21 protein-coding genes are annotated in these 13,118 nt (G+C 59.9%); 11 read left to right on the top strand and 10 right to left on the bottom strand.

Translation table 11 applies throughout. The annotated features are described in order from the left end of the window. Window positions 1-4: 4 nt before the first annotated feature. Window positions 5-439, top strand: coding sequence for a GNAT family N-acetyltransferase (locus AC1DJB_RS18125; RefSeq protein ID WP_253257512.1), 435 nt, complete (start codon window positions 5-7; stop codon window positions 437-439). A 3-nt stretch (window positions 440-442) separates the two neighbouring features. Here AC1DJB_RS18125 and AC1DJB_RS18120 read toward each other — a convergent pair whose 3' ends face one another. From AC1DJB_RS18120 to AC1DJB_RS18110, 3 genes are all read right to left on the bottom strand, one after another. Continuing rightward, a complete protein-coding gene (locus tag AC1DJB_RS18120; RefSeq protein ID WP_059389822.1) occupies window positions 443-985 on the bottom strand; it encodes a GNAT family N-acetyltransferase in 543 nt (180 codons plus the stop codon). A gap of 72 nt (window positions 986-1,057) precedes the next feature. Further along, a complete protein-coding gene (locus tag AC1DJB_RS18115) occupies window positions 1,058-1,609 on the bottom strand; it encodes an NUDIX hydrolase (protein ID WP_084784651.1) in 552 nt (183 codons plus the stop codon). Window positions 1,610-1,760: 151 nt separating this feature from the next. Next, window positions 1,761-2,288: a barstar family protein gene (locus AC1DJB_RS18110; RefSeq protein ID WP_306963188.1), complete on the bottom strand. Its 528-nt coding sequence runs from the start codon at window positions 2,286-2,288 to the stop codon at window positions 1,761-1,763. A gap of 391 nt (window positions 2,289-2,679) precedes the next feature. On the opposite strand from AC1DJB_RS18110, the gene AC1DJB_RS18105 reads away from it, so the two are divergent. Further along, window positions 2,680-2,970: a hypothetical protein gene (locus tag AC1DJB_RS18105; RefSeq protein ID WP_306963190.1), complete on the top strand. Its 291-nt coding sequence runs from the start codon at window positions 2,680-2,682 to the stop codon at window positions 2,968-2,970. A gap of 246 nt (window positions 2,971-3,216) precedes the next feature. On the opposite strand, the gene AC1DJB_RS18100 is transcribed toward AC1DJB_RS18105, so the two are convergent. The 3 genes from AC1DJB_RS18100 to AC1DJB_RS18090 are packed head-to-tail and all read right to left on the bottom strand — an operon-like array spanning window position 3,217 to window position 3,967. Next, window positions 3,217-3,564 (bottom strand): GntR family transcriptional regulator, encoded by a 348-nt coding sequence (locus AC1DJB_RS18100; protein WP_306963192.1) that lies wholly within the window; start codon window positions 3,562-3,564, stop codon window positions 3,217-3,219. Next, window positions 3,561-3,797 carry a hypothetical protein gene (locus AC1DJB_RS18095; protein ID WP_306963244.1) on the bottom strand — a complete coding sequence of 79 codons (237 nt, stop codon included), beginning with the start codon at window positions 3,795-3,797 and terminating at the stop codon, window positions 3,561-3,563. Before AC1DJB_RS18095 ends, AC1DJB_RS18100 begins: the two co-directional genes overlap by 4 nt. After that, on the bottom strand, window positions 3,719-3,967 hold the full coding sequence (locus tag AC1DJB_RS18090; protein WP_306963194.1) for an SMI1/KNR4 family protein: 249 nt from the start codon (window positions 3,965-3,967) through the stop codon (window positions 3,719-3,721). The genes AC1DJB_RS18095 and AC1DJB_RS18090 overlap by 79 nt, the downstream gene beginning before the upstream one ends. Window positions 3,968-4,336: 369 nt before the next feature. Between AC1DJB_RS18090 and AC1DJB_RS18085 the strand changes: the two genes are divergently transcribed. The 3 genes from AC1DJB_RS18085 to AC1DJB_RS18075 all read left to right on the top strand — a co-directional run bounded on the left by AC1DJB_RS18085 (window position 4,337) and on the right by AC1DJB_RS18075 (window position 6,036). Next, a complete protein-coding gene (locus AC1DJB_RS18085) occupies window positions 4,337-4,729 on the top strand; it encodes a hypothetical protein (protein ID WP_306963196.1) in 393 nt (130 codons plus the stop codon). Between the two features lie 261 nt (window positions 4,730-4,990). Next, complete coding sequence (locus AC1DJB_RS18080; protein ID WP_306963198.1) at window positions 4,991-5,302, top strand: hypothetical protein; 312 nt, start codon at window positions 4,991-4,993, stop codon at window positions 5,300-5,302. A 161-nt stretch (window positions 5,303-5,463) separates the two neighbouring features. Then, window positions 5,464-6,036, top strand: coding sequence for a hypothetical protein (locus AC1DJB_RS18075; protein ID WP_306963200.1), 573 nt, complete (start codon window positions 5,464-5,466; stop codon window positions 6,034-6,036). Window positions 6,037-6,241: 205 nt separating this feature from the next. Here AC1DJB_RS18075 and AC1DJB_RS18070 read toward each other — a convergent pair whose 3' ends face one another. Next, a complete protein-coding gene (locus tag AC1DJB_RS18070) occupies window positions 6,242-6,487 on the bottom strand; it encodes a hypothetical protein (RefSeq protein ID WP_306963201.1) in 246 nt (81 codons plus the stop codon). Between the two features lie 292 nt (window positions 6,488-6,779). Here AC1DJB_RS18070 and AC1DJB_RS18065 point away from each other — a divergent pair, with 292 nt between their 5' ends. The 3 genes from AC1DJB_RS18065 (at window position 6,780) to AC1DJB_RS18055 (ending at window position 9,139) form a co-directional block, all read left to right on the top strand. Beyond that, entirely contained in the window at window positions 6,780-7,685 is a 906-nt protein-coding gene (locus AC1DJB_RS18065) for a hypothetical protein (protein WP_476910617.1), read from the top strand. Between the two features lie 289 nt (window positions 7,686-7,974). Continuing rightward, a complete protein-coding gene (locus AC1DJB_RS18060; protein ID WP_306963206.1) occupies window positions 7,975-8,427 on the top strand; it encodes a hypothetical protein in 453 nt (150 codons plus the stop codon). A 112-nt stretch (window positions 8,428-8,539) separates the two neighbouring features. Beyond that, the gene (locus tag AC1DJB_RS18055) at window positions 8,540-9,139 is read left to right on the top strand and encodes a hypothetical protein (RefSeq protein ID WP_306963207.1); all 600 of its coding nucleotides are present in this window, start codon (window positions 8,540-8,542) and stop codon (window positions 9,137-9,139) included. Window positions 9,140-9,205: 66 nt separating this feature from the next. Here AC1DJB_RS18055 and AC1DJB_RS18050 read toward each other — a convergent pair whose 3' ends face one another. After that, window positions 9,206-9,913, bottom strand: a complete 708-nt coding sequence (locus tag AC1DJB_RS18050; protein WP_441432981.1) for a hypothetical protein — start codon at window positions 9,911-9,913, stop codon at window positions 9,206-9,208. A gap of 163 nt (window positions 9,914-10,076) precedes the next feature. On the opposite strand from AC1DJB_RS18050, the gene AC1DJB_RS18045 reads away from it, so the two are divergent. Further along, complete coding sequence (locus AC1DJB_RS18045) at window positions 10,077-10,592, top strand: DUF4265 domain-containing protein (protein ID WP_306963210.1); 516 nt, start codon at window positions 10,077-10,079, stop codon at window positions 10,590-10,592. Between the two features lie 58 nt (window positions 10,593-10,650). On the opposite strand, the gene AC1DJB_RS18040 is transcribed toward AC1DJB_RS18045, so the two are convergent. Beyond that, entirely contained in the window at window positions 10,651-11,109 is a 459-nt protein-coding gene (locus tag AC1DJB_RS18040) for a hypothetical protein (RefSeq protein ID WP_306963212.1), read from the bottom strand. Between the two features lie 227 nt (window positions 11,110-11,336). Between AC1DJB_RS18040 and AC1DJB_RS18035 the strand changes: the two genes are divergently transcribed. Further along, window positions 11,337-11,633 carry a hypothetical protein gene (locus tag AC1DJB_RS18035; RefSeq protein ID WP_306963213.1) on the top strand — a complete coding sequence of 99 codons (297 nt, stop codon included), beginning with the start codon at window positions 11,337-11,339 and terminating at the stop codon, window positions 11,631-11,633. A 93-nt stretch (window positions 11,634-11,726) separates the two neighbouring features. Here AC1DJB_RS18035 and AC1DJB_RS18030 read toward each other — a convergent pair whose 3' ends face one another. After that, window positions 11,727-12,092, bottom strand: coding sequence for a hypothetical protein (locus AC1DJB_RS18030; RefSeq protein WP_306963215.1), 366 nt, complete (start codon window positions 12,090-12,092; stop codon window positions 11,727-11,729). Window positions 12,093-12,658: 566 nt separating this feature from the next. Here AC1DJB_RS18030 and AC1DJB_RS18025 point away from each other — a divergent pair. Beyond that, window positions 12,659-12,961, top strand: coding sequence for a colicin immunity domain-containing protein (locus AC1DJB_RS18025; RefSeq protein ID WP_306963217.1), 303 nt, complete (start codon window positions 12,659-12,661; stop codon window positions 12,959-12,961). Window positions 12,962-13,118: the final 157 nt, after the last annotated feature.

Here is a 13,118-nt window from a genome sequence, read left to right as displayed (position 1 = left end):
TCAGGTGCCTGCCGAATTCTCGCTCCGCCCCGCCCTGCCCGCCGATGCCGCGTGGATCGCGGAACTGCGCGCCGTCGTCATGCGACCCGATTTGGAGCGGCTAGGGCGTTGGGATCCGGTCCGCGTCAGGGAGCGTTTCTTGAAGGCGTTCCAGCCGGAACACACGTTTGTCATTGCCGTGGAAGGCCAAGCTGCCGGTGTTATCGCCGTCCGCCCGGAATCCGACGCTCTGTGGATCGAACACTTCTACGTCGCTCAGGAGTTCCAGGGGCAAGGGCTTGGTGCCGGCGTGCTCCGGCGGATCATGGGCGAGTCCAAGGACCACCGGCCATTCCGTCTCAACGTGCTCCAGGGCAGCCCGGCCCGACGCCTCTACGAACGCCACGGCTTTGTCTTGGAGACCGAGGATCCGGTGGACGTGTTCATGGTCGCAGGCTGACCTTCAGTCGTGAAGGACCACTTGGTAGAGGTTGTGGTCTTGCCATTTTCCGGCGATCTGCAGGTATCGCGGTGCCATACCAATCTTCTGGAATCCGGCCTTTAGCAGCACCCGCTGCGAGGCAGAGTTGTGGAGAAGAGTGCTCGCCTCGATGCGGTGCAGTCCGAGTTCGTCGCGCGCCATTTCGACTATCGCCTGGACCGTAGCGGACGCCAGCCCGCGGCCTGCGTACTCGCTGTCCACCCAGTAACCGAGCCCCGCGCTCTGGAAGGGCCCACGGACGATTCCTGCCACGTTGAATCGACCGATGAGTCGATCGCCGTCGAACAGGCCGAGCGGATGCGCTTCCCCGGTTTCGTGCGCAACGAGGCGGTTCGCAATGTCGGCGGACTGCCAGGTCTCGGTGTAGTACTCCTCGGGCCGTAGCGGCTCCCACGGTGAAAGGTAGGCACGGTTGCGCACATATGCGGCCGCAAGCGCCGCCGCATCACTGACGCGCAGTACACGCATGCTGACGCTCTCACTGAGTTGGCGCGGTTCAATCATCGGTCAACATTAGTCCCGTCGCAGCCGAAACATCACGGATGGCCGCCTCAACACCGAGCTTGTCGTGCACTGTTAACCGATCCGCGTCCCACTCAGTGACATCGCCGTACGCCGCGCGCGTTCCAAGCGCGCGCAGAAGTCTGCCGGCACTTGAACTGGTAATTCATTGATCGGGAACCAGCGGACGTCATCGCTTTCTTCACTCACGGCGATTTCCACATCCGGGTTTGCTGTCGCGGCGAACCCCACATCCCAATGGGCGGTACATGAGAATCCCCCATGCAGATCGTGTCGGTCAAGATCCACGATTGCTGGAGAAAGCAGAACCAGGTCATCAATTCCGGACTCCTCGCGGGCCTCCCTCTGGGCAGCTTCCGCCACCGACGCGTCGTTCGACTCGACGTGACCGCCGAACTGCACCCAGAACTGCCCCTTGCGATGGAAACACAACAGAACACGATCGAATTCAGGCGAAAACACGAAGCAGGACCCGGTGACATGCTCCGGCCCACCATTTCGACGCAACGCGGCGTCCACCGCCAAGTTCAGGAACTGCAGATACGCGTCCCGTAATCCCGATTCAGGAAGTGTCCTGAGGCTGGCAAGCAGATTGGCAAGAGGCATCCTGCTATTTTGCCGCACAGGGCAACGAACAACTCAATGCCACGACGAGGGGTGTGATGCGTCGGATAGATGTCACCCTGGGTGCCCGTTAGCCGATCCTTTACCGGGACGGGGGACTGATCGTTTCGGTGACGGCGCCGCGCGTGCTCGACTAGTCGCCAGTGTCCACTCGTGGCGCGAGCCGCTTCGAATCAAGCCACTCCTCGTCATTCCAGAGGACAGGTGTGGCGCCGACTGGATCAAAACTAATCCTGGGATCACTGCTCTGCGCAAGGCAGACCATCCTGTGCCCGAATAGAGCCGCTTCGCGGGAGCGCTGGGCGATGATATCCAGAAGGGTCTGCGCCGTCCGGGGACAAGCCAATGCGAAGGCGTCGTATCCGAGGAACGCCAGCACGAAGTCATGCGAGATGACATCCCGAAGGCAGTCATTCAGGGCGTCTAAGTTATGGCCGTAGTAGCTCGGGAAATCAAGCGTCTCGGAGATCGCCCCGTGCATTTCCGCCTCGCTTGACCACGATGATGCGTCCAAAATAGTGACCTGGTAGCCTTGTTCGGCCAGCCATGTGGTTGTCTCATCGAACACATGCCGCCGATAGAACAACGAGACCGCCGTATTAATCAATAGGCGGAAGTCTAGATCGTGCTCAAGATCTGCCTCGGAGTCGAAAGCATTCATGCAGAGATCTTACGGTCCTTCGCCTGATGGCCAGCCTCGAGGAATTGGAGACGACCCCGGCGAGTCGAGAGACACGGGATCGGCACCGACCGAGTCATAAAATGGCCAAGTCCGCCCGGTAGCCGATCGGCTTACGGGCATGCAACGACTGAAAAGTGAACTATCGGAAACAGGCTCCTGAGCGACTTGCCGCGTTGTACGGTGGCATTATGGCGTACCCCGATAATGAGCACGGGAAGAAGGGCTCAAGGCAATGGCCGGCTGATTCGCTCGAAGGGATGCCACGATGTACAACGGTCGAATTTCCGGTGGTGAGGGGTTACCAGGCGCTCATACCTCAAGGGGTCGACCCCCGTGCAGTTCTCCGACAAATGGCCGCGAGGACGCTCGGATGATCACCATTGAATTGGCGCGCGTCCTCGCCGCTATCCGAGAACTCCTTGACGCTCATGGTCAAGCGTCGAAGGCAGCTTGGCTTGCTGACCGCGAGCAGGCGCTCGAAGCCGCCGAGTCCCCGGAAACGGTGAAGCTAACGATCGCGGAGCTTCACTCGATTGTCTTGGGTATGGGCGGCCTTTTTGATCTCCCACTCACGGCGGCCTCAAAGGAGGCTACGGAGTCAGCCCGGACGCGGCTGGATGAACTGGCCGATCAACTGTTCGAGATGACGCGGAATACGTGATCGGGGCCGGCGCCAGTTCTCCGTGCTTGCCATCTGAGTGCTGATGCTTGCCATTACCTTTTTGAGGCTTCGAATTGGGGAAATCCGAGGCGCAAACGGCCCGGATGCTCCCAGGAACTAGACCAAGTTCCCCCGAGATCGCTTGAATTTTGAAAATACGACGCTTCGCCACGGACGCCATGTAAGCCAGTGGTGACTCCTTGGTGTGTCCGTTTAGCCATCCTTTTGCGTGCAGAGGATCGGCGGTTACCAGGTGGCGCGGATGACCTGGAGGACTTCGCTGAGTTCGAGGTTGTCACGCTTGCAGGTGTCGATGAGCTTCCGGGCGGCTCGGGAGACGTCTTTGGAAATTGCTGTGGCGTGTGGGCTGACCCGCGTGCCGGCTCCGATTCGAGTTTCAACGAGTTGTTCTTCTTCGAGTTGCTTGTAGACCTTGGCGACGGTGCCGGGGGCGACCCGGAGATCGGCGGCGAGTTGCCGGACCGATGGGAGGCGTTCGTTTGCAGCGAGTGCCCCGGTGGTGATGAGGCCGCGGATCTGGTCGTGTATCTGTTCTGCCGGCGTTCCGCCGGTCGTGGAAAGGGTGATGATCATGGCGCGGTCTTGATGGTGAGTTGCCGGGCCCGGGCGGTCCATGGAACGGCCGTGAGTGCAACGCTAAGGCAGAGCACTGCGCCGAGGCACGTGGCCACGAAGCTGCTGGCGGAGAGGAATGAGCCCAGTGCGGCGAACGGGGACCCCACGTTGATCACCCCGGCGTCGGTGGCGAGCCCGCCTCCCAATCTGGATGTGCCTGCGAGTGAGCCGAGGATCGCGGCGAGCTCCAAAGCAGGCCAAGTCCGTACTCACCCTCGATGCCATTCGTCTCAGCAAGGAGCTGCCGAAGGTGATCAGGGAGTCTGTGCCCGAGTTGGGCTTCGCACGCTTGGATAGCGTCGGCTGAAGCTGGGGCGCCAAAGGTGACATCACCCCAGCGCTGAATCTTCTCCACGAGCATGGCACCATCATGCCGGACCGGCGTCTATCTCGCTTAAATGCTTGTGAATCGCAGCGATAAGTGGCGGCATTCTCGCAGCGCTAAATGTCACCCCTGGCGCCCGTAAGCCGATGGTCTTACGGGCAACCGAACCCTGATGAAGCCGGGCCGCAACTGGAGTGTTGAAATGGCATATGAGTTCAAAGGCTGCTGAAGCTTCGTATTCGCTGGTGCCGTTTCCATTGAAAGCCCCGCGTCAGGTGCCCTAAACGCTCGTCGGGTTCGTCATGGTCCGTATGTGTGCGGCGACACCGAGTCCGCTCCCACGGGCCGCCCGCTGCCCGGCGCAGCCCCTTACGGCAGGCAGGAATAGAGCCTAGGCTGACATCCGTGGAGGACACCGATAACGGCATCTTTGCTCCGGCACTTCGATACGAGTTCATCGGCGGTGGCTACAGCAACTACCGGTTTCAAGCCGGCCCTCCCTGGATACGCTTCGTCGTCACCCCGGAACAACTGGAGTTCCACGGCCGCGGCCTGAACCTTTTCCACATCGGCCCCTGGATAGTGCCACGGAGCGAGGTCAAGGAGGTCTTCTCCAAGCGGCGGCGGCACCTGCTTCCGCCCATCGTGTGGGAGGTCGAGATCGTCACCACCGACCCCAGCGTGTGGTGGACGTTCTGGTCACCTCACCATTCCGGCCCGGTCCTCCTCTCGATGGAAGAGTGCGGTTATCCCGTTGACTGGACCCCGCACAACTGGGCAGGCATGCCGATCGAGTGAGGGGGCGAAGCTTTCGTCACAGCCTCGTCCCCACTTCCTTAGAACAGGACACCCCTCACTGGGAAACTCCCCGCGCATTGGTGTCGGTTTCCGAAGTCGTCTGCACAACCGCTCCCGGTCCGCAAGGGGATTGCGTGCTCCTAAGAGCTTCCGTAACTATTACTTAGAGGCCCGCTAAGGGATGACCGCTCGGGCAGGGCCCGGATCCTGCCGTACGTGTCGCGGCGCCGCCAGTTGCTCGGCATGAGGGACGATCGTGCCATGGAGTCAATCTCGTGGCCAAAAGCGTGGCAGCCGGAGGCCCGTGCCGCCCTGCTCGAATTCATCGACAGCGAGGACCGAGTCGAGATCACCGTGGGCGATCCCAGCACCTCGATTCACGGCACAGTTCTTGCGGGGTACATCTACCTCGAAGGTGCCGAACTGATGATCGCTTACGAGCGCTCGGGTCGTGCAGACGTTCATCCGTGGCCCCTTCTTGCCGGTCCCGTGCTCGAAATCGTCAAACTCTCACGCCCTCGGCGCAGGTCGATCTATCGGCATCCGAAGTGGCTGAGCCCCCGACATAATTGACCACCGAAAGCCGGGCTTACCGACCGGAATGCTCGCCAGTCCATACGGCTGAAAGATGTCCGCTGGCGGATCCTTTAACGTGCTTGCTTCGCTTGGTGCGCGCGACCGCCCGACCGGACGCCAAACGGGCCGTTCCAGGGCAATTAACGAGGAGGAATCCGGTGAATCAGAACGCCATAGACTGCTGGGACCACGTCAACCTACCTTTTCGGATCGGACCAATGAGCGCGATAGACCTCTCGCAGCCGTTCACCATTCACCTCGACGTGGACGAGCCACAGTTCGAACGCTTCGAAGATGACGCCCTCATGCGTGGAATGATGATCTTTCGACTTGACCTGACAGGCCTGCCAGATAGGACAGCTCTTGCGGACTACCTCGCTCAGGAGTTCATGTACCCCTTCAGGACAGCCGGACTTGACGCAGCAGTTTCACTCATCTCTGATCTTGAATGGTTCGGAAACACCAACGGCCACCTCGTGATTGCACGGGGACTGGCCACTCCATCTGATGTGGGGGACCTATTCGTTTCAATCCTTCCGAACATCACCGATCGCTGGCGTACCCAGGAAATCCCTTTCATTGTCGCCATCGATGGGAAAGGCGACCGCCTCAGGTCGTCGTTGCAGGACGCGAACGACCGCATGGATGAGTTTGCTCGCCGCCCGTGGGCTATTCCGGGATACGACGAAGGTGCCGTGAGTGTGGTCATCCACGGGTCAGGAAATCCCTGACCCCGGGATTGGTGCGGGGATCCTTCGGCCAGGCCCATGCCATGTGCAGAGGGACGGCTCTTCAAGGGGCGCATCGCGGCGCCGTCACCGAAACGACCACTCCCCGTCCCGGTGGAGGATACCCCAAAGGGCGATGGCTCCTCTCGTGCTCACGTGCCAGGCAGGTGGCAGAATTCTTCCCCCACTCGTCTACGGACTCGGCTGGTTAATCGGAGCGTTTTGCCCTCGGGTAGGCGCGTCTCATTGATTCTAAGAAGTAGTCACAAGCATCAGCTTCAGAAAGAAATTCGTGTTCATCGCTTCGAGACCCACGCTCTGTGTAATAGACAAAGAACTTGGACCCTTGCTGTTCGATGTTCAACGTGTCGTTCCGGTCGCTGCCGTGCATGACGTAAGAATCCGGTGAGAAACCTTCTGCCGCGAGGGTAAGTTCGAGCTGCTTTCTGTCCATGCATTGATTATGGAACCAGCAATGGGCAATATGCTCCTCGGGCCTTCCCCCAGCTTCGCCCGACAGCTAGCCGGGAGGGCCTTGTTGACGTCGCATTTTCGAGGGTGCGCCCCCAATCCCTGCACACAGATTTTGTTCAGAACCTCAAGAGCGTCCGGTAAAGGATGCTCAAATGAGACTGGCCGGCGCTGTGCGCTGGACGGGCGGTCTGTGAAAGTCGTCGGGCTCTGAGCTCTGGGTCTGTATCCGCTGAGGTCGGTGATGGTTGCGTGGTGGTGTTTATGCTGTCTTCATGGGTAGCTGGGGTACTGCGATTTTTTCCGATGACGTGGCTGCTGATGTGCGTGCGGACTGGCGGGACGGGATCCTCGACCGAGTCCCTCCCGAGGAACTGACGGCAAAGCTCATCAATTCTTATGCGGCGCAGGCAGACGAGCCGGACGACGGTGTGGTGTTTTGGCTTGCCTTGGCCGCGGCCCAGCATGAGACCGGTCGACTCCGTCCCGACGTGCGGGACACGGCACTGGACATCCTTGACCGCGGGGGCGACGTTGCCCGCTGGGAAGAGGAGGACCCTGGCCTGGCTAAACAGCGGCAGCAGGTGCTGGAGAGGCTACGGAGGAAGCTGGCCGGACCGCAGCCGGCACCGAAGCGTTTGAAGCGTCCGGTGCCGCACGGTGTGGCGTTTGACGTCGGTGATGCTGTGTTGCTGCGGTCTCCGGGCGGTAAGCGCGCGATCGTGGTGGTGGTAGGGCATAAACCCGGCTGGCCAAAAGGCACCGAAAACCCGGTGGTGGAACTGCTGCTATGGGATGACGCAGGAGAGCTGCCGACGCGAGAGTTCATGGCCACCGCACCGCCCCTGTTTACCGACAGTGAAGTTCCCAATCGTTTCAGGCAGGGACCGGCCAGGATACGGCCGGAACTGTTTAGTGTCCTCACAGCGCAGAAAGCCTCAGCGTTCAGCGCGAACATCGGTGAGGTGATCGCCAAGGGTATTCCCCGGCCTCCGGCGGGCGAGTACCGCGACGGGTCCGTAATGAGTGGCGACGTCATCGTGTCCGGGGTTCAATGGAGATGGTTCGGCGTATTCATGGACCAACCCCGTTACGAGGCGATGCGTGAACTGACGCGTGCCCACACGGGCCCTCGGAGGAAACGGTGGACGGACCTCTTCAAAAGAGGTGGCCTCTCATAAACCGCGAGGCCGTGCAGCATTCCGCAACGAGAATGGCCCACCGGGCCGCCTGCAAAAAGCCAGCTCAACGTTCGGCTAACAGGCACCAAGGATACGGTGATCGATCCACTCAGCGCGTGAGGGGATCCCCCACCGGACGGTTCGCACGGGTAACAGCGGATACCTCTCGGGGCTAGATTTGGAGAATGAGGCGGACTGGGCAGAACCCAACCTCGTGGTCCCCTAGCCCCGGCCCGGCGGCCACACACCAGATGGCCTGGAGTGTGTTTGGGCATGGGAGCATGCAGATATGACCCGACCACGAAGGACGCTTCCCTCAAGGAGCTACAGCTCAACAGTTCAAGGACCCGGCGGGGACCCTGCCATCCTTATTGAGTCCTTGGAGGTCCGCCCGGGCCAGAAGATTTGCCTGACGTTCGAGAGCGCCGATCCTGCGTGGCGGCAAGGCCTGTTCCTGGGAACGGCCGGCTTGTTGTCCGTTGTCGGCGCCACCTCGCCTCAGCTGAATCTCTGGACAGACTCGGCCCCGCCCGAAGTCCTCATCGACGTTCTTGAGACGGACGGTTCCCTGGTTCTCTATAACATCTGGGATTCTGGCCGGGGACGCCGATCGCAAAGCCACACCTCAGGAATGATCCTGGAGCACCTTGCCGACAACGGGCGCCGGTACAGGTGCACAGACTTTGGATCAAACCCGGACTTCGGAAAGCTCGTATTCCGGATATCCTTCGACGAACGGTAGGCGTGGGTTGAGGATTTTGAATTTCATTCAAGCGAGGTGATGGCTTGGGCCGCCGACTCGCCGAGTAGCGACACGTGTCACTCACCGTTCGTGTCTGGTTACTCTCACTTGTATGGATGCTCTGTATCAACCGAACAAGACTGGCTTCGATGCTTTGGACGAACTCGACCAGGTCGACTGGAGTCGGCTGGAGCACTGCTACGGAAAAGGCGTCGTGTCGCTGGGCGTCGCCGGAGGCGTGTCACTCGCCATCGCAGGCGACGTGTCGCGATCGTTGGCTGCACTTCGAACTGATTCTTCCTTGGCAATCAGTGACGGGCTTTACTCGAACATCTGCCATCAGGGCACCGTTTATCGGGCAACGGCCTATGCAGTGCCGTTCATCGCAGCTGTGGCGGCCGGCAATGTTCCGGAGGGGATCCGCGTACCTCTGCTAGCGCTCCTGGGCGACATCGCGATAGGAGGGAGTTATGTAGCTCCAGACGGGTCTTACGCGGGCGCCGTCGGAGACCACGTAGAAGTCCTCGTCACCGAATCGCTTGCCACTTCGATGGAACGCCTTTCAACAATCCGAACGCCCAGGCTTGTGGCGCTAATCCAAGCTATCCAGTCGCTTCTTGTTCAATCGACCGACGCGCGCCGCGATGCAGTCGAGTCCGCCATCGACGTTGCCCTTACGCCGCCGGCCACACACTGGGACCGGCGTCCGTAGGCCGATCCCTTGCCGGGCATATCACATCGACTGGACGAGAGCCGGGTCTGGTCGGGCCTGTCAGCGTTACGGAACGAGGTCCTTCGTTAGCCGAAGGATTCCGACGGTCCAAACGCTTAACAGCACGTGCAAGAGGACGAATGAGATTTTTATTGGATCGAACGGTTCGCCCCAGAAGAACATCAGCAGCACGATTGACGCTGCGGAAACTAAAATCGCCGCGACCAACGGTGATCTTGCCGTACTCCTTATGGTTACGAGATTCCAGACTCCGATGATCACGCCAGCAATGGCCACCACGCTGAAGGCCACGATTATGGCGATGATGGACGCAACCCATCCTGCCTGCCGTTGCACTTCTGAAACCCTTAGGTTCTGTATTTGCCCGATGACCGGGATGGAAGCGAGCAGTATAACCCCTCCCATGAACAATCCAGATACCGCCTCGAAAAGTCCCATCCAAAAGCGCCAATGCCGTGATCTCATTGCTTTATCCCAAGAAAAGGCAAAGGTTCGAGTTGCTCGTGGTGTCAGGTCGGGCCGCTTGGATGTCTCCTCGGTCAGCCGCTGCGGTTCTTGGCTCATGTAGTCCGTGCCCTTTCTGGCGACCGAGGCCGCCCCCGCTCTTTCCATGGAGGATTCTACTTGGGCAAGGCGCATGAAACTGACGTGACCGGCAAACGCCAGAGTCAGACAAACGTGGCCCAGTACCCGAGGCTCACGCCGTCCGGTTGCCGGATGGTGGTTATTTTGCGGTGCGGAGGTCATACTCATCCGGCTTCCAGAACCCGTCCGTAAGACGGTGGTTCACCTGACACCCTGGTGCCCGGTAAAGGATCCCTCTTCGGCACGGTTCGCTCGGGCTCCCTCATCAGGCATTACAGGGCATGTCCGCCGGAGCGCTCTCATGGATGCGTTCGTTGGGTAGTCTCAGCTGGTGACTGACTACCGGCAACATCCCAGCGTCGTGGCACACTGGCGCGATGACTCACTCCAGCCCCTTCCAGAAGCTCAGGAAGCGCAAGAGACCCTATGGTTTGCGGTACCCCCTGAACCTGACACGGAGCAGATGTGGGAGGGTCTTCGCGGTCGCTTGGAAAAGGACGGAACGGCGACTGTCCTGGCAGTCCCCGCGTATCTCTATGACGTCAACTTTGGCGACCGCGTGAACGTGATGCGATCGGCGGAGAATGCGCTCGTTGCCACCGGAGTGAAGCGCGACGCTCTCAACTTCACATTCAGAGTCCTGCTGAAATCGGATGACCCCAACGCCTGGCAGCCCCTGGCCTCTGAACTTGCCGAGCAAGGTTGCCTCCTCGATTTCATCTCTCCGGGGTTCTTCGCCATGTCTTGCTGCGAGCCCCAGGCGCGGGAAGTCGCCGACAGATTGTTCGCATTGGAATGCGATGGCGTCCTTCATTATGAGACTGGCCGAACACAACAGTTGAGGTAGGCAGCCGACGGAACGGGTGTCCGGTGAAGGATGGTCCAACGGGCGGCTTCGATTAGCTTCAGCGGCCCAAGAACGTCCGGGCGAAGCCGAGGAGCTCGGAGGCAGTTCGCTCGCGGCGCTGCGGCATTTCGTCCCAGACATCCAGGAGGTTCACGAGCTCGTTCAGCTCCGTTGGCTGTCCCAGAGGGAACCAGCCGACTCGGCACATGAGCCTCGACCCGGGGAGGACGTCAATCCGTCCTTCGACGATTTCCTGGGCCCAATATTTGAGGAGAAACTTCGCCGCGTCCTCATCGTCTTCGTGCCGGACGCTGAGTTCATCGCGGACTGCGTTCCACATGTCTGCTGCGTCGGCCCGGTCTCCTTTCGGAAGGCCTGCCAGTTCGCGAAGTGATGGGGTGTCGTACCCCAAGACGAGGAGTTCGGTGGCAAAGTCAGGCAGCTCGTGTGGCGGGATTAGCCCTGTCTGCTCGCAAAGGAAGATTGCTCGTGCCCTCACGATGGTCTGACTCTCCACGATGTAAATGTAGCCTGGCGGGATCGACCCTGCTCAGTGTCCCAGTGATGGATCCTTTACCGGACGCTTTCCCGCGATGACCTAGCTTTGAGTTGGCGGCCTCTTCGCGGCTCGGCGCAACCACCACAAGCTCGCGACAAGGAAAACGAAGTTCAAACCTTGCGTCGCCCAGTAGGTGAATTGGCACGCCCGGAGCAAAACGGCGCTACCGGTATTAGGCTCTCAACATGAGCGAGACCGGCGACGGCCGCAAACGATTGGAGCCTCGGATGACTCGCGGCTCCTTTCGGTTCATGTTGTGCGCGTGGGCAGGCCAAACTGTCATTAGCGTCCTGCTCGCTCTGAATGGCCTGGTATGGCGGAGCCCGTGGGACCCTCCATCCTTCTTCCTGGCTTTGGGGCTTTTCGTTATCACCGCGGTCTACCTCGTATACCTGCTCCGTGTTCGCAGAAATGATGCGCCGTTCTGGGACGAGGAAGAGGCGCGCCGGGCAGATTGGGACCGCAGGGGAAGGCAGCTGTAACCCAGCCGATCTCTTCGACCCGCTAAGGGATCCTTTACTGAGATGCTCCTACAGGCAAGCGTCCATTTGTGTCGCACCCCGAGTGCCGTATGCCTACCTGAATGCCTCGATTGCCAAGCCTACAAAGGCCAGGGCTCCCATGCACATGTAGATGAAGCCCATGAATTTTATCGTCGGGACATCGGCTAGCGTGAAGCCTTCGGGCGGTATTCCTTTGCTCTCTTTGTACATGCGGGACGAGCCCGTTGCCACGCCGTTGACGTCCCTGAATATGCAGAGGCCAAAAAGGAAGATTGCGAGTCCAGTGATGAAGGCAAACAGCAGCATCAACCATTCCGGACCCTTCAGCGCTCCAACTAGAAAGCTGAGCGCGAAGAACGCGAGGAAGCATCGGAAGAGGGTTTTGGCAGGCTGGGGCATCTCGAGGAACTGACGCTTGATGAGACGGATCGTTCTCATGGTTCCTCCTTCAATTGAGGAGCCCGGACCGCACTTCGCCCACCGTCGAAAGTCTTAAGGCAGCCTCACCGGGAAAGACCTTAAGCTCGCCATGGCACGAAGCGCCAGTCGACGGGAATGGTTACCCTCGCCGTGCACTGCTACCGATCAGTCCTGTTGTTTGTTGTGTTCTGCTGAGGGCCGACCAGGGCTGAATAGGTATCGGTGCCAAATGATGATGTGAGGACCGGCAAGAATCCCGGCAAAAAGGATGCTCATCCATGGAGGCTGGCCGCTGTGAACAACGATCAGAAGTGCCCATGGCACTGAGCAGAACAGCGCCACGATCGACCACAACAGTCTCTTACGCACGTCGGCTGGTTCCATGCCGCCATCGTAGCTGCGCACGGTTACGGGCGACAGCCTCCGAACGAAGAGTTTTCCCGCAGGAGAAAGTGCACGCTGGTGGATCCTTCACCGGACGGATCCGAAACCGATGCTCGATGATCGAGCGACGACGTAGAGTTCGAGCATGTCGAAAGCTTCGGCCAATCTCATGTCGCGGCCGGTTGAGAAGGGTCTCATTGATGGGTAAACAATGGTGGTCGTCTTGGGTGCTTGCTGTGACCCCTTACGGTGTTTTGCTGCGGCTACTTATCGATGGGCGCATCAGCGGCGAGGAGTTCGAGGTTGTGTTCCTTCCCCTTTACAAGAAGGACTCTACTCAGTGGTCCCCGGAGATCTTCGATGTGCTCGACGGCTTGTTTGCCGATGTCGACGACTTCTGTTCGGATCCTGACCTGCTAATAAAGGTTGGCGGAATCGATGAGCTGGAACTTCGCCGCCGGGCAACGTTGGCCTTCGAACGATTGTCGGCGCTGGCTGGTTGATCCCAGAGATCATCTTCTCTCCCACCTTCCCGGAGAAATGCTCGATGGACGGTTTTGAGGAGGTTCGCATAAGCCCGGTAGGCGGAGACTGCTTCTAGATCCTCTGTTCCGGCGCAGCGCAGTTCCTCGACCTGTCCTACGAGGTTCTCGAGCGCAC

It is taken from the genome of Arthrobacter sp. 01T428 (genome assembly GCF_056398685.1).
This window is presented reverse-complemented; position numbering and strand designations above follow the sequence as displayed.

Bases quoted from the DNA above. Each gene is read 5' to 3' on its own strand.
- AC1DJB_RS18090 (WP_306963194.1), bottom strand. From the start codon at position 3,967: ATGCTCGTGGAGAAGATTCAGCGCTGGGGTGATGTCACCTTTGGCGCC.
- AC1DJB_RS18035 (WP_306963213.1), top strand. From the start codon at position 11,337: ATGAGCGAGACCGGCGACGGCCGCAAACGATTGGAGCCTCGGATGACT.
- AC1DJB_RS18115 (WP_084784651.1), bottom strand. From the start codon at position 1,609: ATGCCTCTTGCCAATCTGCTTGCCAGCCTCAGGACACTTCCTGAATCG.
- AC1DJB_RS18055 (WP_306963207.1), top strand. From the start codon at position 8,540: ATGGATGCTCTGTATCAACCGAACAAGACTGGCTTCGATGCTTTGGAC.
- AC1DJB_RS18110 (WP_306963188.1), bottom strand. From the start codon at position 2,288: ATGAATGCTTTCGACTCCGAGGCAGATCTTGAGCACGATCTAGACTTC.
- AC1DJB_RS18025 (WP_306963217.1), top strand. From the start codon at position 12,659: ATGGGTAAACAATGGTGGTCGTCTTGGGTGCTTGCTGTGACCCCTTAC.
- AC1DJB_RS18060 (WP_306963206.1), top strand. From the start codon at position 7,975: ATGACCCGACCACGAAGGACGCTTCCCTCAAGGAGCTACAGCTCAACA.
- AC1DJB_RS18065 (WP_476910617.1), top strand. From the start codon at position 6,780: ATGGGTAGCTGGGGTACTGCGATTTTTTCCGATGACGTGGCTGCTGAT.
- AC1DJB_RS18120 (WP_059389822.1), bottom strand. From the start codon at position 985: ATGATTGAACCGCGCCAACTCAGTGAGAGCGTCAGCATGCGTGTACTG.
- AC1DJB_RS18105 (WP_306963190.1), top strand. From the start codon at position 2,680: ATGATCACCATTGAATTGGCGCGCGTCCTCGCCGCTATCCGAGAACTC.
- AC1DJB_RS18030 (WP_306963215.1), bottom strand. From the start codon at position 12,092: ATGAGAACGATCCGTCTCATCAAGCGTCAGTTCCTCGAGATGCCCCAG.
- AC1DJB_RS18070 (WP_306963201.1), bottom strand. From the start codon at position 6,487: ATGGACAGAAAGCAGCTCGAACTTACCCTCGCGGCAGAAGGTTTCTCA.
- AC1DJB_RS18050 (WP_441432981.1), bottom strand. From the start codon at position 9,913: ATGAGTATGACCTCCGCACCGCAAAATAACCACCATCCGGCAACCGGA.
- AC1DJB_RS18100 (WP_306963192.1), bottom strand. From the start codon at position 3,564: ATGATCATCACCCTTTCCACGACCGGCGGAACGCCGGCAGAACAGATA.
- AC1DJB_RS18080 (WP_306963198.1), top strand. From the start codon at position 4,991: ATGGAGTCAATCTCGTGGCCAAAAGCGTGGCAGCCGGAGGCCCGTGCC.